Annotated in this window: 15 protein-coding genes and 1 pseudogene; 9 read left to right on the top strand and 7 right to left on the bottom strand. The window is 73.0% G+C overall.

Translation table 11 applies throughout. The features are described from left to right. Positions 1-185 precede the first annotated feature (185 nt). Positions 186-1,040 (top strand): annotated as a pseudogene (locus BKD26_RS41645) (lysylphosphatidylglycerol synthase domain-containing protein); the annotation flags it as partial. Here BKD26_RS41645 and BKD26_RS28590 read toward each other — a convergent pair. Beyond that, entirely contained in the window at positions 987-1,883 is an 897-nt protein-coding gene (locus BKD26_RS28590) for a RibD family protein (protein WP_084903971.1), read from the bottom strand. The pseudogene BKD26_RS41645 and the gene BKD26_RS28590 overlap by 54 nt on opposite strands. Next, positions 1,880-2,641 (bottom strand): creatininase family protein, encoded by a 762-nt coding sequence (locus BKD26_RS28595; protein WP_084903974.1) that lies wholly within the window; start codon positions 2,639-2,641, stop codon positions 1,880-1,882. The genes BKD26_RS28590 and BKD26_RS28595 overlap by 4 nt, the downstream gene beginning before the upstream one ends. Before the next feature lie 67 nt (positions 2,642-2,708). Here BKD26_RS28595 and ribA point away from each other — a divergent pair, with 67 nt between their 5' ends. The 5 genes from ribA (at position 2,709) to BKD26_RS28620 (ending at position 8,681) form a co-directional block, all read left to right on the top strand. Then, complete coding sequence (gene ribA / locus BKD26_RS28600) at positions 2,709-3,377, top strand: GTP cyclohydrolase II (protein ID WP_084903976.1); 669 nt, start codon at positions 2,709-2,711, stop codon at positions 3,375-3,377. A 100-nt stretch (positions 3,378-3,477) separates the two neighbouring features. After that, positions 3,478-3,999 carry a hypothetical protein gene (locus tag BKD26_RS28605; RefSeq protein ID WP_084903979.1) on the top strand — a complete coding sequence of 174 codons (522 nt, stop codon included), beginning with the start codon at positions 3,478-3,480 and terminating at the stop codon, positions 3,997-3,999. A gap of 84 nt (positions 4,000-4,083) precedes the next feature. Beyond that, positions 4,084-5,637, top strand: coding sequence for a DUF4331 domain-containing protein (locus BKD26_RS28610; RefSeq protein ID WP_084903982.1), 1,554 nt, complete (start codon positions 4,084-4,086; stop codon positions 5,635-5,637). Positions 5,638-5,733: 96 nt separating this feature from the next. Then, positions 5,734-7,125, top strand: coding sequence for a tetratricopeptide repeat protein (locus tag BKD26_RS28615; protein ID WP_084903985.1), 1,392 nt, complete (start codon positions 5,734-5,736; stop codon positions 7,123-7,125). After that, a complete protein-coding gene (locus tag BKD26_RS28620) occupies positions 7,122-8,681 on the top strand; it encodes a nickel transporter (protein WP_084903987.1) in 1,560 nt (519 codons plus the stop codon). Before BKD26_RS28615 ends, BKD26_RS28620 begins: the two co-directional genes overlap by 4 nt. On the opposite strand, the gene BKD26_RS28625 is transcribed toward BKD26_RS28620, so the two are convergent. The 3 genes from BKD26_RS28625 to BKD26_RS28635 form a co-directional block, all read right to left on the bottom strand. Next, complete coding sequence (locus BKD26_RS28625; protein WP_084903990.1) at positions 8,653-11,118, bottom strand: SpoIIE family protein phosphatase; 2,466 nt, start codon at positions 11,116-11,118, stop codon at positions 8,653-8,655. The two genes, BKD26_RS28620 and BKD26_RS28625, sit on opposite strands and share 29 nt — an antisense overlap. A gap of 2 nt (positions 11,119-11,120) precedes the next feature. Beyond that, positions 11,121-13,247 carry a SpoIIE family protein phosphatase gene (locus BKD26_RS28630; RefSeq protein WP_084903993.1) on the bottom strand — a complete coding sequence of 709 codons (2,127 nt, stop codon included), beginning with the start codon at positions 13,245-13,247 and terminating at the stop codon, positions 11,121-11,123. Positions 13,248-13,337: 90 nt separating this feature from the next. After that, entirely contained in the window at positions 13,338-14,561 is a 1,224-nt protein-coding gene (locus BKD26_RS28635) for an MFS transporter (protein WP_084904090.1), read from the bottom strand. 82 nt (positions 14,562-14,643) lie between these two features. Between BKD26_RS28635 and BKD26_RS28640 the strand changes: the two genes are divergently transcribed. The 3 genes from BKD26_RS28640 (at position 14,644) to BKD26_RS39410 (ending at position 16,583) form a co-directional block, all read left to right on the top strand. Next, positions 14,644-15,447 (top strand): alpha/beta fold hydrolase, encoded by an 804-nt coding sequence (locus BKD26_RS28640; RefSeq protein ID WP_206603731.1) that lies wholly within the window; start codon positions 14,644-14,646, stop codon positions 15,445-15,447. Between the two features lie 80 nt (positions 15,448-15,527). Continuing rightward, positions 15,528-16,091: a rhodanese-like domain-containing protein gene (locus tag BKD26_RS28645; protein ID WP_084903996.1), complete on the top strand. Its 564-nt coding sequence runs from the start codon at positions 15,528-15,530 to the stop codon at positions 16,089-16,091. Between the two features lie 210 nt (positions 16,092-16,301). Next, complete coding sequence (locus BKD26_RS39410; RefSeq protein ID WP_241518897.1) at positions 16,302-16,583, top strand: transglycosylase family protein; 282 nt, start codon at positions 16,302-16,304, stop codon at positions 16,581-16,583. 33 nt (positions 16,584-16,616) lie between these two features. Here the strand turns inward: BKD26_RS39410 and BKD26_RS28655 are convergent, their stop codons facing one another. Both BKD26_RS28655 and BKD26_RS28660 read right to left on the bottom strand, forming a co-directional pair. Further along, entirely contained in the window at positions 16,617-17,531 is a 915-nt protein-coding gene (locus tag BKD26_RS28655; protein WP_241518891.1) for an AAA family ATPase, read from the bottom strand. 3 nt (positions 17,532-17,534) lie between these two features. Further along, positions 17,535-18,743 carry an RNA ligase gene (locus tag BKD26_RS28660; RefSeq protein WP_084904003.1) on the bottom strand — a complete coding sequence of 403 codons (1,209 nt, stop codon included), beginning with the start codon at positions 18,741-18,743 and terminating at the stop codon, positions 17,535-17,537. Positions 18,744-18,811: the final 68 nt, after the last annotated feature.

Genomic DNA, 18,811 nt, shown 5'->3' on the forward strand with positions numbered 1-18,811 from the left:
TGGCGGCGCGGGTGGCGGTGGCCGTGCGGGCTGCGGGGGTTCGCGGCCGCGTCGCGGCGATGCGCGGCCGCCTCGGCGTAACGGCCGTGCGGGGCCGCGTCGGCGTAACGGCCGTGCGGGGCGGCGTCGGCAGCGCGGCGGCTCGCGGACGCGTCGGCAGGGCGGCGGCTCGCGGCCGCCTCGGCATGGCGGCCGGCGCGGCCATCCTGGCGGCGGTGGTGTCGTGGCACGGCGGCGGCCCCGTCCTGGACGGGCTGCGGGGCGTCGACGGCGCCACTCTCCTGGCCGCGCTGGGCCTCGGCCTGTGCACCACGGTGCTCAGCGCGTGGCGTTGGTGCCTGGTGGCGCGCGCGTTGGGCGTCCGGTTGCCGCTGGGCCGGGCCGTCGCCGACTACTACCGGGCCCTGTTCCTGAACGCGGCGCTGCCCGGCGGTGTCCTCGGCGACGTACACCGCGCGGTACGGCACGGGCGGAGCGCCGGTGACGTGGGCCGGGGTGTCCGCGCGGTCGTCGTGGAGCGGGTCGCTGGCCAGGTGGTCCTTGTCGCGGTCGGCGTGGCGCTGCTGTTCGCGCACCCGTCGCCGGTCCTGGCGGAGGCGGGCCATGCCGTCAGGGGCGCGGTGGCGGGTACCGCTGTCGTGTGCGGGCTGGTCGTGGCGGCGGTCGTACGGGCCCGGCTCCGCCGGAAGCCGGTCACCGGAGCGGGCGGCCTCGCACAGCTCGCCCCGGGGACCTGGGCGGGCGTGCTGGTGGCGTCCGTCGCGGTGCTGGCGGGGTATCTCGCCATGTTCCTCCTCGCCGCCCGCGCCGCCGGTTCGACGGCGCCGGCGGCCGAGTTGCTGCCGCTGATGGTGCTGGCGCTGCTCGCGATGGCGCTGCCGCTGAACGTCGGCGGCTGGGGGCCCCGGGAGGGCGTCACCGCCTGGGCGTTCGGCGCGGCGGGGCTGGGCGCGGCCCAGGGGCTGACCGTCGCCGTGGTGTACGGGCTACTGTGCCTCGCCGCGAGCCTGCCCGGTGCGGGCGTGCTCCTGGCCCAGTGGGTGACCGGGATGCGGCGGCGTCCGCAGGTCGAGTTCGAAGAGTGTGTCCTCGCCGAGGACGGTGCGCCGCGTCGGCGGGCGGAGCGCGTCGCGCATCAGGGCCGGTCCGGGGAAGGCGAGTCCGGGGACGCCGTCGCCGAGCAGGACCGGTGCCACGGTGACGTACAGCCGGTGCAGCGCGCCCTCGTGGAGGAAGCGCGACACGGTGACGCCGCCGCCCTCCACGAGTACGCGGCGAAGGCCCCGGCGCGCGAGCTCCCGGACCACGTTGCGCGGGGCGAACGCCGCGCGGTCGGGCAGCGTCAGTACGTCCACGCCGTCCGGGCGCCGGGCGGACGGCCGCCCGAGCTCGTCGCCGGCGGCCACGACCCACAGGGTGGGCGCCTCGCCGTCGGTGAACACCCGGTGCCCGAGCGGTACACGGCCGCGCGGGTCGAGGACGACGCGCACCGGGTTGCCGCCGGGGCAGGCCCGCACGGTCAGCCGGGGGTCGTCCGCGACGGCGGTGCCGGCCCCGACGACCACCGCGTCGGCGAGGGCGCGCAGGCGGTGCAGGTGCTCGCGGTCCTCCTCACCGGTGACGTAGTCCGCGTCACCGGTGCGGCTCGCGATGAAACCGTCCAGGCTCTGGCCCAGTTGCGCGAACGTGACGTGCGGTCCGGCCAGGCACAGGGGCAGGTACCGGTCGGCCAGGGCGTCCGCCTCCGGGCAGCCGTACCGCCACCGCATCCGGCCGTTCGCACTCCGGACGAGACCGGCGTTCTCGGCGTCCGTGACGGACCGGATGCCGCGCAGGCGTTCCCATGCCCCGGCCGCGTCGACCAGGAGGACGACGCCGGTCACCGCACGCCCCGCCGGGAGCCCGGGGACAGCAGGGAAAGGTATGCGCCGAAACAGTCGACAAGGGCGGTCAGCAATTCCCTCCCCTTCTCGGCCGATGCCTTCGAGGGGCGGCCGATCACTCCGGATTCCGTGTAGGCGCGCATACCGAGAGAGAGCAGATGCTTCCGGTCGTCGGCGAGCCAGTCGGAGGTCTCATAACCGGGCCGGACCAGTTCCGGGTGATCGTGCAGCAGGATGGACGTCTCCACTTCACCCGCGTGCATATCGCTGTACGACGGTGTCCGCACACCGGCCCTTTCTCTTGCCGTGTCCCAGTCGGCCGGACCGGGGAACAGAGCCATGCGCGTACCGCTTCCGGCGGATTCCTGAACCACATTGCGCAATACGTAGTTCCCGCCGTGCCCATTGACCAGAACCAGGTTCGCGATACCGGAGCGGCGGAGTGACTCTGCGATGTCCCGCACGACGGCGTACAGCGTCGCGGCGGAAATGCTGACGGTCCCCGGCCAGGCGGCATGCTCGTGCGAGCAGGAGATCGTCACTGGTGGGAGCAGGTGTACGGGGTGGACAGCGGCGACCTCGCGGGCGATCGCGCACGCGATGACGGTGTCGGTCATCAAGGGGAGAAACGGACCATGCTGTTCGAAACTCCCTATGGGAAGGAGCGCGACATCGGCGTGACCCTCCTCCACATCCCGTGTTGTCGTCTCCATCGGCAGCATGCCCAATGCCGGCATGCGCGGTCGCGGCACACTCATCTTCCCCGCCCCATTTCTGTCGTCAAGTTCCCGCCCATTGCGGGAGGTTACCCGATACGATCGGGCCATGATAGATACCGATGACGTGCTCCCTGACACCACCGGCCGAACAGGCGTCGAGCATGTGGTGAATGTGCAGTTGTCCACCGAGTTCGGTGTTTTCCTCGCCGCCGGCTATCTGGACCACGATCGGGGCGAGGAACAAATAGCGTTGGTGTACGGGGATATCGAGGGGGACGACGTTCTCACCCGCCTCCATTCCGAGTGCCTGACCGGGGATGCCTTCCGGTCCCGGCACTGCGAGTGCGGCGAGCAGCTCTCCGCGGCGCTGCGCACCATCGTGAGCGAGGGGCGCGGCGTCCTCGTCTACCTCCTGGGCCACGAGGGCCGTGGCATCGGTCTGCTGGCCAAGCTGCGCGCGATGCGGTTGCAGGCGGAGGGGCTGGACACGGTGGAGGCGAACCTGGCGCTCGGGTTCCCTGACGACGCCCGTGACTACCGGGCGGCGGCGGGGATCCTGCACGACCTCGGGGTGCGCTCCGTACGGCTGCTGTCCAACAACCCTCGCAAGCGCGAGGCGTTGCAACGACACGGGGTCACGGTCGGCGCACAGGTTCCGCTGCTGATACCACCGCGCGAGGAGAACCTCTTCTACCAGTTGACCAAGCGGGAACGCCTCGGCCACCACCTCCCGCACCTGGGCTTCGAGCCGGCCCGCACGGCCGACCCGTCCTGACGGGTCATCGGCGGTGGGTTGAGACAAGCTCGCTCGCGCTGCGTATTGCCTGACGACGAAGCAGTCTCGGAAGGCATGTACTCCGCCGAGGAGCACCATCGTGCACGTTGATGACAACGAACCCACCCAGTCCATCATGGACTCCTTCCAGCGGGTGCTGGACGACCTGGACGCCGCACGCGCCGAACTCCACGCCATGGATCCCCGCGCCACCGGCCCCCACGCTCCGCGCGCCGGCTCGCCACCGCCGTACGTGACGGTGGAACCGTTGTGGGCGCGTGGCGCACCGCCCACCGTCCAGCCGCGCCTCGCCCTCAGACGCGGGCGCTGGGCGGGGGTGTGCGGAGTGGGCGCGGTGGGTGGCCTCATCGTGGCGTCCACGGTGCTGGCCAACGGCGCCCTGGCGCCGGGCGAGTCCGCGCCCGCCGCGCGGCCGGACCGGCCCCCGCACGAGGGCGTACGGGGCTCCGACGGCGAAGACGCCGGTGAACAGCGCGAGGTGCCGAGACGTACGTACCGGATCCCGCAGCTCCATCCGGGCGCCCGGTCCCCCGGGCACTACGACATCGAGGTCCGGGCGGCCGCGGCACGGTTCCAGGATCCATGGACCTCGTACCGGTGAGGACCGAACAACACGGCCCCGACGCACGTACTGGTCCAACAAGCAAGCCGGAACGGACGCGATGAACGATGAAGGACGGACGAGATGACCCCACCATCAACCACCAGAAGCGGCCGGACGTGGCGGAGCAGGAGCGTGGCCCTGCTCGCCTGTGGCGCAGTGGCCGCCGGGGGGCTCGCGGCCGCCGGCGTGAGTGTGCTGGAGCCTCGGACGGCGACGGCCTCAAGCCACCGGGAGGCCCCCCTGATATCCGGGCAGCCCCAGTTCGACACCACGGATGTGTACGCGTTCGTCAGCCCCGACCACCCCGACTCGACGACGCTGGTGGCGAACTGGCTGCCGTTCCAGGAGCCGGCGGGCGGCCCCAACTTCTACACCTTCGCCAACGACGCGCGCTACGACATGCACATCGACAGCGACGGTGACGCCCAGGACGACCTGCTGTACCGGTTCACCTTCACGGACCACCGCAAGAACGAGAACACCTTCCTCTACAACACGGGTGCGGTGGAGAGCCTGGACGACCCGGACCTCAACTTCACCCAGACGTACAACATCGAACTGTTGCGTCTGAAGCATGGGAAGGTCGCCTCGCGCCACCAGCTGGCGAAGAGCCTGCCGGTCGCGCCGTCGAACGTCGGCAAGGCGTCGATGCCCGACTACCAGAAGCTGCGCGACCAGGCGGTGCGGAAGGTCCCCGGTGGGCTCAAGGCGTTCGCCGGCCAGGCGGACGACCCCTTCTTCCTCGACCTGCGGGTCTTCGACCTGCTGTACGGCGGTGACCTGTCGGAGGTCGGGAACGACACGCTCAAGGGCTACAACGTCAACACCATCGCCCTGCAGGTGCCCAGCTCGTACCTCCGCGAGTCCGAGAAGCAGCCGGTCGTCGGGATCTACGCGACGACCGAGCGCAAGAACGCCTACGGCGACTGGACGCGCGTCTCCCGGCTCGGCATGCCCCTGGTCAACGAGGTCGTCAACCCGGTCAAGGACAAGGACAGGTTCAACGCCTCCTCGCCCGAGAACGACGGCGACTTCCTGAAGAACGTCACCGAACCCGAGCTGCCGAAGCTCATCGAGGGCATCTACAAGATCAAGGCCCCGGCGGAGCCGCGCAACGACCTCGTCTCGGTGTTCCTCACCGGGGTCGAGGACCTCAACCAGCAACCGGGCGGCACCCCGTCGGAGATGCTGCGCCTCAACACCTCCATCAAGCCGGTGGCGGAACCCAAGCGGCTGGGTGTGCTGGACGGTGACAACGCCGGCTTCCCCAACGGACGGCGTCTGACGGACGACGTCCTCGACATCGCCCTCCAGGTCGTCGAGGGTGAACTCGTCGGCGCGAAGAACGACTTGGGCGACGCCGTCGACGCCAACGACAAGGAGTTCGGCCGCAGCTTCCCGTACGTCGCGCTGCCCACCGCCGGTTCCGACGTCCAGGCCGCCGAGGTGTCCACCAAGGCGGACGCGACGGGGCTCACCGGCGGGGTCTCCTCGCTCACCTCCTCGTGGGACGACAACACGGTGATGCTGGTCTCGGCCGCGTCGGGCGCCTTGTGCGTGCTGCTCGCCGGCCTCGGCAGGGCGATGTGGTCGCGCTCCCGCCGTCAGCCCGAGCGCCGGTCCTGGCTCGGCTGACGTCCCCCCAAGACGGCCCGGCAGCGTCCCCCTTCCCCCACGGCGCTGCCGGGCCACTCCACACCCGACCCCAGAAGACCGAGGAAGGCACAACCGATGCTCGTACGGAAGCCGCAGTTCGCCCGATGGCACGGGCGGCCCGGGCGGTGGCGGATCGCGGCGGTCGTGGCGGTGGCGCTCGGGCTCACCGCCGGCTCGGTGGCGTCCGGGGCCGACGCGGACCGTTCCGCCACGGGCACACCGCGCGCGCTCGCCGCGACCGTGCCCCTGGAGCGGCTGGCGGCCGGCGACCTGGCGCAGGGCATCACCGGCCTGCAGCAGCACCTCAAGGCCCAGCCCCGGGACGGCACCGGCTGGGCGACGCTGGGTGCGGCGTACGTGGAGCAGGCGCGGAGCACCGGTGATCCGACCCGGTATACGCAGGCGGAGAAGGCGTTCGGGCGTTCGCTGAAGCTGCGCCCCGCCGACGGGAACGACGCGGCGCTCGCCGGGCAGGCGGCGCTGGCCGCCGCACGCCACGACTTCACCACGGCGCTGCGCCGGGCGGAGCAGGCGCTGCGGGTGAACCCGTACAGTGAGCGCGCCCTGGCCACCCGGGTCGACGCCCTGGTCGAACTCGGCCGCTACGACGAGGCGCTGGGCGCGGTGCGGCTCGCCGACCGGCGGCGCCCCGGCATCCCGGTCTTCACGCGGTACGCGTACGTCCTGGAGCTGCGCGGCGACGTGGGCGGGGCGCGCCGGGTGCTGCTGCGGGCGCTGGACTCGGCGTTCAGTCCCGGCGATGTGGCGTACGTCGCCACCGCGCTCGGCCAACTCGCGTGGTCACAAGGGGACTTCACCGAGTCCCTGAAGCATTTCGCGACCGCGCTGCGCGCCGAGCCCGGCCATGTGCCGGCACGGGAGGGGCGGGGGCGTGCGTACGCCGCGCTGGGCGACACGAAACGCGCGGTGAGTGATCTGGAGGAGGTCGTACGGCGTCACCCGTTGCCGGGCCAGTTGGCCGCCCTGGGTGAGTTGTACGAGGCACTCGGCCGGCGCGACCGGGCCGAGGAGCAATACGCGCTCGTCCGGACCTGGACCCGGCTGGCCCGCGCGAACGGTGTCGCCACCGATCTGGAGTCCGCCCTCGTCGAGGCCGACCACGGCGACGCCGCCGGGGCGCTGGCCTCGGCACAGGCCGAATGGGCCCGGCGGCGGAGCGTCCACACGGCGGACGCGCTCGCCTGGGCACTGCACGCGAACGGCAGGGACCAGGAGGCGCTGACGTACGCGAAGAAGGCGGCCGCCCTGTCCCCCGGCCATCGCGACGCCTCGTTCCTCTTCCACCGGGGCATGATCGAACGCGCACTGGGCGACGACACGGCCGCGCGCCGCGATCTGCGCGCCGCGCTGGCTCTGAACCCGGGCTTCTCGGCGACGGGCGCCCGTGAGGCGAAGGCCGCCCTGGCCGCCCTGTCGGCCCTGTCGGCCCTTCAGGGGGAGTCATGAGCCGCCGTACCGCCGCCTGCGCCCTCGCCACGCTGGTCACGGGTGCGGCCCTGGCCCTGCTCCCCGCCCAGGCCGCACAGGCGCACCCGTTGGGCAACTTCACCGTCAGCCAGTACGACGGTCTCGTCGTCGCTCCGCGGAAACTGAGCGTGGACCATGTGGAGGACCTGGCGGAGATCCCCGCCTCGCAGGCACGCAAGCGCATCGACGCCGACGGGGACGACCGGCTGGCACCCGCCGAGCTGTCGGCATGGGCCCGGGCGCGTTGTGACACGGCGGCGAGGGGCGCGCGACTCGGCGTCGACGGCCCCGACGGCCCCGACGGCCCCGACGGCCCCGACGGCGGAACGGCCCGCCCGCTCACGGCCGGAAGCGCGAAGGCGGAGGAGCGTGCGGGACAGGCGGGGTTGCGGACGCTGCGCGTGACGTGCGCGCTGACCGCATCCCTGCCGGCCGAGGAGCGTACGCGCCTCACGTACGAACCGGCGGCGGTGGCGGCCGGAGCGGGGTGGCGGGAGATCACCGCGCGGGGCGACCGGATGACGCTCGCGGAGTCCGACGTGCCGGCCGGCTCCGTCTCCGGGCGGCTCACCGCCTACCCGGACGATCTGCTCTCCTCGCCGCCCGGCTCCCGGTCGGCCGCGCTCACCGTGCGTTCCGGCGGACCGGCGCTGGAGGGCAGGCAGGACGGTACGGAGGCCTCCCCGGCGACGGGCGTGCTGCCGCGCGGCGCGGACCGCTGGGCGCAGGCGCTGACCGGACTGGTGGCCCGGCACGACCTGACCGCGGGTTTCGCGGCGCTCGCGCTCGGCGCCGCCCTGCTGCTGGGCGCCATGCACGCGCTGGCCCCGGGGCACGGCAAGACCATGATGGCCGCCGCCGCGGCGGCGGGCGGTCGCAGTTCACGGCGCGACATGCTGGCGCTCGGAGCCTCGGTGACCCTCACTCACACCCTCGGCGTGTTCGTCCTCGGCGCCCTGGTCACCGCGGGTTCGGCGGCGGCGCCCACGGTGGTGTCCTGGCTGGGCATCGCGAGCGGCACCCTGGTGGCGGTGGCGGGCGCGCTGCTGCTGCGCCGGGCGTGGCGGCGGCGCCGGCCTCACGCCCACGGACACGGACACGCGCACGGACACACCCACACCCACACCCACACCCACGAGCAGGGACACGGGGATCACGGCCGCGCGCACCACCACGGCCACTCCCACCTCCCGCCCGCTCCCGGCCTGCGCGGTGTGATCCTCCTCGGCCTGGCCGGCGGCCTGGTTCCGAGTCCGTCCGCCGTGGTCGTGCTGATCGGCGCGGCCGCCCTCGGACAGGCGTGGTTCGGCTTCCTGCTGGTCCTGGCGTACGGAGCGGGGGTCGCGCTGACCCTCGCGGGGGCAGGGCTCGCCGTGGTGCGGTTGCGGGACACCACGACGCGCAGGCTGGCGCGGCGGCCGCAGGGCCGGGTCTTCACCCTCGCCCACCGGACGGCACCGCTCGCCACGGCCGCCGTCGTGCTGGCGCTGGGATGCGGACTGGTGCTCAGAGGGGCAGCGACCGCCCTGGCGTGACGGCGGGCAGCGCCTGTTCGGTCCAGATGGTCTTGCCCTCGCGCGTGTAGCGGGTCCCCCACCGTTCGGTGAGCTGGGCCACCAGGAACAGACCACGGCCGCCCTCGTCGGTGGAACGGGCGCGGCGCAGGTGCGGTGAGGTGCTGCTGGTGTCGGACACCTCGCAGATGAGGTGGCGGTCACGGATGAGCCGGAGGTGGATCGGTCCACCTCCGTACCGGTAGGCGTTGGTGATCAGCTCGCTGACGATCAGCTCGGTGGTGAAGAGCATCTCCTCCAGTCCCCACTCGGTGAGCTGACGTGCCGTCAGTGTCCGGGCGCTCGAGGCGGCGGTCGCTTCCACGGGCAGTTCCCAGGTGGCCACCTTCTCCGGCGCGAGGACGCGGGTACGGGCCAGGAGCAGGGCCACGTCGTCGGTGGGGCGGTCGTGCAGCAGCGTGTCGCGCACCGCGCCGCAGGTGTCCTCCAGCGTGCGGGCGGGCTCGGTCAGGGCCGCGCACAGGTCCGCCACCCGCTCGTCGACGTCCCGCTCGTCGGCGTCCCGGTCGCCGGCCTGGACGAGGCCGTCGGTGTAGAGGGCCAGGAGGGTGCCTTCGGGCAGGTGCAGCTCGGCGGACTCGTACGGCAGTCCGCCCAGGCCCAGCGGCGGGCCCGCGGGCATGTCGAGGAGGCTCACCCGCCCGTCCGGGGTGACCACGGCGGGCGGCGGATGACCGGCGCGGGCGAAGGCGCAGTGCCGTGAGACCGGGTCGTACACCGCGTACAGGCAGGTGGCGCCGACGACCTGGCGGGAGAGGTCGTCGGCCGGTCCCTGCTCGGCGGCCAGCCGGTCCACGAGGTCGTCGAGGTGGGAGAGCACCTCGTCGGGGGTGAGGTCGAGGTTGGCCAGGGTGTGCAGGGCGGTGCGCATGCGGCCCATGGTGGCCGCGGCGTGGAGGCCGTGGCCGACGACGTCGCCGACGACGAGGGCGACGCGGAGCCCGGGGAGCGGAATGACGTCGAACCAGTCGCCGCCGACACCGGCCGTGGCGTCGGCCGGCAGGTAGAGGTGGGCGACGTCGGCGGCCGGGTGCCGGGGCACGACGTGCGGGAGAAGGCTGTGCTGGAGGGTGAGCGCCGCCGCGTGCTGCTGGGTGTAGCGGCGTGCGTTGTCGATGCAGACGGCGGCACGGGAGGCGAACTCCTCGGCGAGGGTGACGTCGTCCTCCTCGAACGGTTCGAGCCGTCGGGTGCGCCACAGGCTGAGCAGCCCGAGTACGAGTCCCCGCGCGACCAATGGCACGACCAGCAGGGCGTGGATGTCCGGACCGGGGGCGTGCTGTGCACGCTCGGACTCCATGGAGAGCCACGCGGTAGGGCCCTCCAGCCGGGCGTCGAGGACGGGTTTGCGCTCGGCGAGGCAGCGGGCCTGGACGGTGCCCGGCGGGACGTGGAGCGTATGGCCCACCGGGTGCATCAGCCCGGCCGCGTCCGGCGGGTCGCTGCGTACCGCCGCGCGGCGCAGTGGTCCGGCCATGTCCTGGAGGGGCTCCTCGCCGCGGGCGACCGGTTCCAGCAGGTCGACGGAGACGCAGTCGGCGAGGTCCGGAACGGCCACCTCGGCCAGCTCCCGCGCCGTCTCGGTCACGTCCAGGGTGGTCCCGATGCGGGTGCCGGCCTCGTTGAGCAGGGCGAGCCGGCGGCGGGCACGGTAGCGGTCCGTCACGTCCTCGACCGTCTGCGTCACGCCGAGGGTGCGCCCGGAGGGGTCCTGCATCCGGAACGCAGACACGGACACGACCAGCTCACGGCCGGGGTCCTGGCGCAGTACGCAGGGCTGCTCGGTGAAGACCGAGGACCGGCCGGTCTCCAGCACGTCCTGAAGCTGTGTCTCCACCGTGTCGGTGTCCCGCTGGATGAGGAAGTCGCTGATACGGAGCCCCCGGTGCTGATCGACCGGAATCCCGCTGAACCTCGCGATCGCCCGGTTCACCCGCAGGATGGTCAGGTCGGGGGCGTGGACGGACAGCCCGATCGGTGAGCGGCTGAACAGCCCGTCCAGGACCGACCGGTCCGTCTCCCACTGGATCACTTCCTCGGCGGGCGCGCCGACGAGGAACCACTCCTGGCGGGTGCCGTCCCGCACGATCGAGCGCGCCCGGCAGCCCACCTCGACCCGCCGGCCGTCGCGGTGCCGGACGGGTACGACCCCGAACCAGCCCCGGTCGCGTACGCAGGCCGCCACGGCGGCCGTGACGACCCCCTCGTCCCGCGGGTCGACCAGGAATCCGGCCGCCGGCCGTCCCAGCGCCTCCTCGGCGGGGTGTCCGAGCAGCGCCTCGGCCCGTTCGCTCCAGCCGACGACCGTGCCCCGGTCGTCCAGCACCGCCGAGGCCGAGCGCCGCACGGCGAACGGGTCTTCGGGACCCTCGCTGAACGTCGTCACCGGTGTGTCCATCGCTACCACTCTTGCACCATATGATCCGGATCGTTCCGGTGGTGGTCGGCGTGGCTCCCTGCCGCGTCGGTGGGGCGCAGCGCTCTGGCGAGGAGCACCGCCACGTCGTCCTGCGCCGCCGAGGGCAGCAGCCGGCCGAGGACGCCGTCGCAGATCTCGTCCAGCGGGCGGTCGGGGTGGCCCAGCGACCGGGCCAGTTGGTCCATGCCCTGGTCGAGGTCCCTGTCGCGGGCCTCGATGAGGCCGTCGGTGTAGAGCACGAGGAGGCTGCCGGGCCCCAGCGGCACGTGCTCGGTCCGGAAGTCCCGTACGCCCGTGCCCAGGGGCGTACCGGGGGGTCCGTCGAGGAACGTGATCGTCCCCCGGGCATCGGCCACGGCCGGCGGTGGATGGCCGGCCCGGGCGATGGCGCAGTCCGCGGTGGCGGGGTCGTGGACGGCGTAGACGCAGGTCGCCATTTCGTTCTCGCCGAGGTCGGACACGGCGGCGTCCAGGGAGACGAGCATGCGGGCCGGTGGGGTGTCGTGGCGCGCCAGGGTGCGTACCGCTGTGCGGAGCTGTCCCATGACGGCCGCCGCGTGGATCCCGTGGCCCATGACGTCCCCGATGACGAGCCCGGTCCTGCCGCGGGGCAGGGCGATGGCGTCGAACCAGTCGCCGCCGACCTCGTGGTCGCTGGCGGGGAGGTAGCGTCCGGTGAGTTCCAGGCCGGTCACGTCCGGCAGCGCGTTGCTGGTGAGGCTGCGCTGCAGGGTGAGGGCCGCTTCCCGCTGGCCGGTGTACATGAGCGCGTTGTCGATGTTGAGCGCCGCCCGGGCGACGAGCTCGTCGATGAGTACGCAGTCCTGCTCGTCGAACGGCTCACGCCTGCGGGTGCGGGTCACCACCACGGCGCCGAGCACCTTGCCGCGCGCGATCAGGGGCACCAGGCGGGCGGAGCCGAGACGGGTGCTGAGGTAGGTACGCAGCTGCTCGGCTCCCGGATCGCTGACCAGCGCCGGGATGTCGGTCTGGTAGAGGTTCATGGGGTGCCCGTCGGCGATGACCCGCTCGTACACCGACCCGAGCGGGATTTGGTAGGTGCGGCCCACCGCCAGTGGCCCGGCGGGGGCGGACGGGTCGGTGAACGCGATCGCGATGCGGCGCACCAGGCCGCGGGTCGACGCGCCGGCCTCGTCGGGGTCCAGCACCTTCTCGCGCAGGTGTACGTCGGCCGAGTCGGCCAGCCGGGGCACGAGCACGTGCACGACCTCTTCGGCGGTCTGCCGCAGGTCCAGGGTGGTGCCGATGCGGGTGCCGGCCTCGGCGAGCAGGGCGAAACGGCGGCGTGCCCGTTCGGCCTCGACCTGCGCCTGCTGCCCGTCGGTGATGTCGATGAGGGAGGCGACCAGGCCGAGGCGCCGGCCGGCGTTGTCACGCAACGGCGCGTACGAGCAGGACCAGGTCCGTTCGCGGCCGGGGTCGGCGGGGGTGTGGCCGGTGCGGCGGACGTCGACCACCGCCTCGCCGCGTTCCAGGACCTGCCGCATCACCGTCTCCAGCGCGGCGGCGTTGATCCCCGGCGCGATGTCGGCGAGCCGTTTGCCGAGGTGGTCGCGGGCCGGGACGCCGTTCATCCGTGCCAGGGCCTCGTTGACGCGCAGGAAGCGGAGATCGGGTCCGAGGAGGGCGAGGCCGATGGGTGACTGGGTGAACAGCCCTTCCAGGGCGGCCAGCGAATCGCGCATGTGCAGGACCGCCGAAGTCTGTACGGCGATGGCGAGGATGCCGGTCCGTCCCTGCCGGTCGGCCGCCGGGCAGATCCACATCTCCATCGGCACCAGGTGCCCGTCGCGGTGCTGTACCGGGAGGGTGGCGACCACGGCCTCCCCGGCCGTGACCCTTCGGGCCAGCCGCTCGGCCAGTTCCCAGTTGGCCTCGGGGACCAGTGCCGGCTTCGCGTGCCGGCCGATGATCTCCTCCGGTGTGTGGCCCAGCACGGCCTGGGCGGCGAGCGACCACTCGACGATGTGGTCGTCCGCGTCGGTCCTCCACAGCGCGATCGGCAGCAGGTCACCGAGCACTCCGGCGTACCCCACCGCGGTCAGGGACTGATCGGGTGCACCACTGGTCGACTCGTGCGTGTCCAACGCGATGACCTCACCACGGGGGCGTGACGCCTCTGCTCGCGAAACCTCTCCACAAGGCTCAAATGCCGGTAAATCATCTTATCCGAGGCGTCAGTGACCGCGCGTCGCGGCAGGGCGCCGTACCAGGTGCAGCGCGGTGGCCGCGACGAGGAGCGTCACGCAGGCGGTGAACGTCAGCCCGGCGCGTTGCAGGCCCAGCCACATCGTCAGCGCGCCCACACCGACGACCGGCAGCGAGATGCCCGTGTAGGCGACGACGAAGAACGAGGAGATGGTGGCCGCCCGGTGCGCGGGAGGCGCCGCCTCGCCGACGGCGGTCAGCGCGGCACGGAACGCCAGGCCCTGACCGAGCCCGCCGCAGACCGCGCCGGCCACCATCAGCGGCAGGGCCTTGGCCAACAGGGACGCGCCGACGAGGAGGAGCCCCGCCACCAGCACCAGGCAGCCGAGCGGCAGTGCGGTCCCCGCCGCCACCCGGCTCGTCAGGGACTGCCCGATGGTCGAGGCGAGGAACACCGAGAAGACGACCAGTCCGGAGACGGCCAGGTTGCCGATTCCGAGGGTGTGGGAGACGAAGCTGGGCGCCACCGCGGTGAACAGTCCGAGGAGCGAGAATCCGGCGAAGGCGGCGAGGGAGGAGGGCGCGAAGACGCCACGGACCTGCGCCGGTACGTACAGTCCCCGCGGCCTCGGCCGGGCCCGCAGCCGCGCGCCTCGGACCGTCTCCGGCAGGAGCAGGACGATGACGCAGGCGATGCCCACCAGCGCGAGGTGGGCCAGGAACGGCAGGGACAGCGGCAGCGGGGCGTACTCGGCGAGCAGCCCGGCCAGCAGGGGGCCGCAGCCGAGGCCGCCCATGTTCGCCGCGGTCGCGGCGAGGCCCGCGCGGGACCTGTGCTCCGGCGGCGCGAGCTCCAGCACGGTGGCCGTGCCCGCCCCGCTCAGCAGCCCGGCCGAGAGGCCTGACAGCACCCGGCCGGCGAAGAGGGCGGGCAGGCCGCCTTCGAGCAGGAAGCAGACCGCGCTGGCCGCGGCCAGGCCCAGCGCGTACAGCAGGACGGGGCGCCGTCCCGCCTCGTCGGAGTAGTTGCCGACCAGCAGGAGGGTGAGGATCACCCCCACGGCGTAGCTGGCGAAGACGACCGTCACCATCAGTTCGGAGAAGCCGAGTTCCTGGCGGTACAGCCCGTACAGCGGGGTGGGGAGCGTCGTCCCGGCCATGCCGATGGCGAAGACCGCGGCCGCCGCCAGGTAGGCCCGGCGCCTCTCGTGGTGGGGGCGGCTGCGCCGGGAGTCGGGGGATGTGCGGGTCATGACGATCACACTAGGAAGAAGAGTGATCATTATCGAAAGCCATCACGTGCGAAACGCCCATAATGGGCTCGGAGGATGAGCCGTGGGAGAACACACCGTCCGCGAAGGCTCCTTCCGGCACCGCGGGGCCGAGCTGTTCTACGAGGAGGCCGGCCACGGGCCTCTGGCGCTCTACGCACACGGCGGGTTCGCCGGCCGGGCCGCCGAGGACCGGATGGGCCTGTTCGACTGGGCGCCGGTCGTGGCCGCGGGGCGGTGCCTGGTCCGTTACGACGCCCGGGCGCACGGCCGCTCCACGGGCGAACCGGTGGCCGGCGACTACACCTACCCCTCCCTCGCGGGTGATCTGCTGGCCCTGCTCGACCATATGGGCGCCGATCGGCCGGTCGACGCCATGGGCGCGTCCATGGGCTGTGCCACGGTGCTGCATGCCGCCGTCCAGGCACCGGAACGGTTCTCCCGGCTGGTGCTGCTCGTCCCGCCCACGGCCTGGACGACGCGCGAGGCGTACGCACGGCACAACCGCGAGTCCGCGGACACGATCGAACGGGAGGGGGTGGACGCCTGGCTCGCCGGCCGGGCACGTGCGCCTCGCCCCACGGTCGTGGCCGGCGTGCCCGACGTGCCGCCGACGCCCGACGAGCGGGTGCTGCCGTCGGTCCTGCGCGGCCTGGCCCAGTCCGACCTGCCTCCCCCGGCGGCGCTCACCCGGCTGCGCCTGCCGAGCCTGATCCTGGCCTGGGCGGACGACCCCGGGCATCCCCTGTCGACGGCGGAGACGGCGGCCGGTCTGCTCCACGCCGAGCTGCATGTGTCCAGGACCCGCGCCGACGTCCGCACCTGGGGCGAACGCGTCGCGGAGTACCTGTCCCGGCCCCGGCTGTGACGGAGCGTCGCCACGGGCCTGCCCGGCCGCCCGTATCGTGGCCCGCGTACAACACCCCGTGAAGACAAGGAAAAAGCCACGTGACCACCCCCGCCCTCACCGCCGAGCAGGCGCGCGCCCAGCTGGACGAGCTGACCGTCATCGACGTACGCACCCCCGGCGAGTACGCCTCCGGCCACCTGCCCGGCGCCCGCAACATCCCCCTCGACCACCTGGATGCAGCCCTGCCCGCCCTCAGGACGGCCACCGGCCGCGGCCGCCTGCTCATGGTGTGCGCCTCCGGCGCCCGCTCCGCCCGGGCGTGCGAGGCCCTGGCCGCGCACGACATCGCCGCCGCCACCCTCACCGGTGGGACCACCGCCTGGATCGCGTCCGGCCATGACATCCACCGCCCCGCCGGTGCCCGCACCGCCTGGGTCATGGAGCGCCAGGTCCGCCTCGCCGCCGGATCCCTGGTCCTGGCGGGGCTCCTCGCGGGGCGGCGCCGGCCGGCCGCACGCCTGCTGTCCGCCGGCGTGGCGGGCGGCCTGGTGTTCTCCGCGCTCACCGACACCTGCGGCATGGCCCGCGTCCTGGCCAAGCTGCCCCACAACCGTCCCCGCGCCGCCGACCTGGAAGCCACCCTCGCCTCCCTGGCGGACTGACGGTTCGCGGACCCGTAGACCCGATGGGCGCAACACCACGTGCCGCCCACGTCGCACGACCCTACGGTCGTAGTCCTCAGCCGGCCCCTTGCCGGGGGCCGACGTGACGGGCCCGGAGGGCACCTGATGCATGGTCACCACAGCAGTACCGGCGGCGGGAACACCATCGGCAGGCTCACCACGACGGCGCTGTGCGCGTCGGCCGTCCTGATGCTCGCCGCCCCCGCCTCCCAGGCCGCCGCTCCCGGCCCCGGCGAACGCGCGGACTGGGACGCCATCGCCCGGTGCGAGTCCAGCGGCAACTGGCAGGCCAACACGGGCAACGGGCATTACGGCGGGCTTCAGTTCAAGCAGTCCAGCTGGGTGGCCGCGGGCGGCCTGAAGTACGCGCCGCGCGCGGATCTGGCCACCAGGGCCGAGCAGATCGCCACGGCCAAGCGGCTCGCCGCGATGCAGGGCATGGACGCCTGGACGTGCGCCCGGCGGCGCTGAGGACCGCCGCGGCGCTGAGAACCGCCGGGGCGCTCAGAAGTCGCCGTAGTTGACCTGCCACGTGGGCAGGCCCATGCGGCGCCACACGGCGACCACGCGATCCCGGTCGTCCAGGGAGACCCGTACCGCGAAGCGGTGGCGGACGTGCCGGTCGAAGAGCTCGGCCTTCACCACGTCGTCGCGCCGGCCGTCACCGGCGGCCCGCATCCACAGCTCGTCGTACGGCACCTCATGCCGCCGCAGCCACTCCTCCGTCTTCTCCCGGTGCTCCTCGCCCCGCCCGGAGAGCAGCACGATGACGTCGTCGTCCGCGCGCCGGAAGGAGTGCAGGGCCTGGCGCACCGAGACGTTGAGCAGGTCCTCGTCGCAGCGGGTGAAGTCGTACGGGCCACGGTCGCCCCGCAGCGCGAGCGTGCCGTCGATGTCGCACATGACCGCCGACGGGAGCGACGGGTCGGCGACGTACGGCTCCACGGGCGGCTGGTCGTTCAGCCACGCGTCGGTGAGCCGCCAACCGCCCCTCGTGGCCTTGGTGTGCTTGTCGGCCAGCAGGCGGATGATCTCCTCCCCCACGGACCGCTCCCGCTCGCCGTCGCGCCGTATGCACTCCTCCACCGGTACGTCGGTGAAGTCGTGCACGACGAACGTCGCCTGCCCGCCGACGGCGGCCTTGAGCCGCTTGGGGATGTGGGGCGTCAGATGGGTGTTGTCGACGACCACGTCGAACCCGCCGTCGACGGCAGCCCGGACCGCCGCGTCCTGGATGGCGAGCACCGTCTGCTCGTGCGCGTAGGAATTCCGCTCCTGGGTGGGGACGTCCAGCATGGTGCGCAGGTCGTCGAGGTTGACCCGGCGCATCCGGCCCTCGGACCGCGCCTGGAGCGCCCGCGCCGCGGTCGTCTTCCCCGATGCGGGAAGGCCCGTCATCACATGTACTACGGGCAGCACTGGTCAGTTCTCCTCGTCGTTCTTGAATGGATCGGACGCCTCCGGCCGCACCGAACGGTATGTCACCAGCTCGGTCGGGCGGCCGTCCAGGCGCAGGAACATCGCCGGGCGGACGGCGGCGTCCGGCAGGGCCTTCACGGCGCGCGCGAAGGCGGCGCGGTCGCCGGCGAGCGGGGAGAGGGAGCGGTAGGCGTCGTCGATGGCGCGCTCGCGGTCCGCCACGTCCTTCTCGATCCGCGCGATCACCTCGCGCACCCAGGCGTCGAACTCGTCCGGCACCTGCTCCAGCAGGGCGTCCAGCGGCCGGCCGCCCGACGCGGTGATGTCCGCCGCCGAGCAGCCCAGCGCCTGGGCGATCTGCTTGGCGGGCAGGTGCGCGAAGCGCTGGATGCCGTGGCCGCGCCAGATGTCCCGCTCGGTGACGCCCGTCAGGACCTTGTGGAGGCGTACGTACTCCGACAGCTTGGCCTTCGCCCGCACCCCGGACGCGAAGCGCAGCACGAAGCCCTCCGCGTCCGTGCCGGTGGCGGCCCGGCCCCCGGGCAGGGTGTTCGACTCGGTCAGGGCCAGCAGCTCGGCGAGCGGCATGGGCGGGCGGACCGTGACGACGGAGCCGACCGGCCGCCAGGCGGGGGCGGCGTCGGCCAGGGGTATCTCCGTGCCGTCCTTGGCGAAGGCGGCGAGCAGCACCAGGTCCCGGCGGTCCCCGTAGTCGACGACGATACGGTTCTGCGGGTACAGGATCTCCGCGAGGTAGGTCACGCCCGGGGTGAGGCCCGAGGTGTCCTTCCCGTCGAGCCGGCGCTGTGCCCAGGTGGCCTGCGTGCTGATGAACGACCCCTTGGACGCGACGCGCCACCGGCCGGCGTAGTGGAAGACCACGGCGAGGCTGCCGTCGACCTTGTCGTACACCTCGAACGGTTCGTCGGGCAGAGCGGGGGCGTAGGGCTGACCGGCCTCGTGTTCCCCGACGTTGAAGAACTTCGGCAGCGGCAGCGCGACGACCTCACCGGTGACGTCGTCGGCGACGAGCCCGCGGCAGCGCATGGTGACGCGGTTCCAGATCCGCTCGTACTGGCAGGTCCGTGTGTACGTGTAGATGGACAGCGGCAGTTCCGGGTGTGCCTTGCGGGTGACGTGCCCGGCGTCGAGCGCCGTCGCCAGTTCCCGCGGCGGCAGCAGCTGATGAAGAGTCAGGTATGCCTGGCTCATGGAATTCCTCCCGTTCGAGAAGGAGCATTCTCACTCCCGGGAGGCCTGGGGCGACAGCGAATAAGTTC

It is taken from the genome of Streptomyces sp. CB03238, from assembly GCF_002099185.1.
GTDB lineage: Bacteria > Actinomycetota > Actinomycetes > Streptomycetales > Streptomycetaceae > Streptomyces.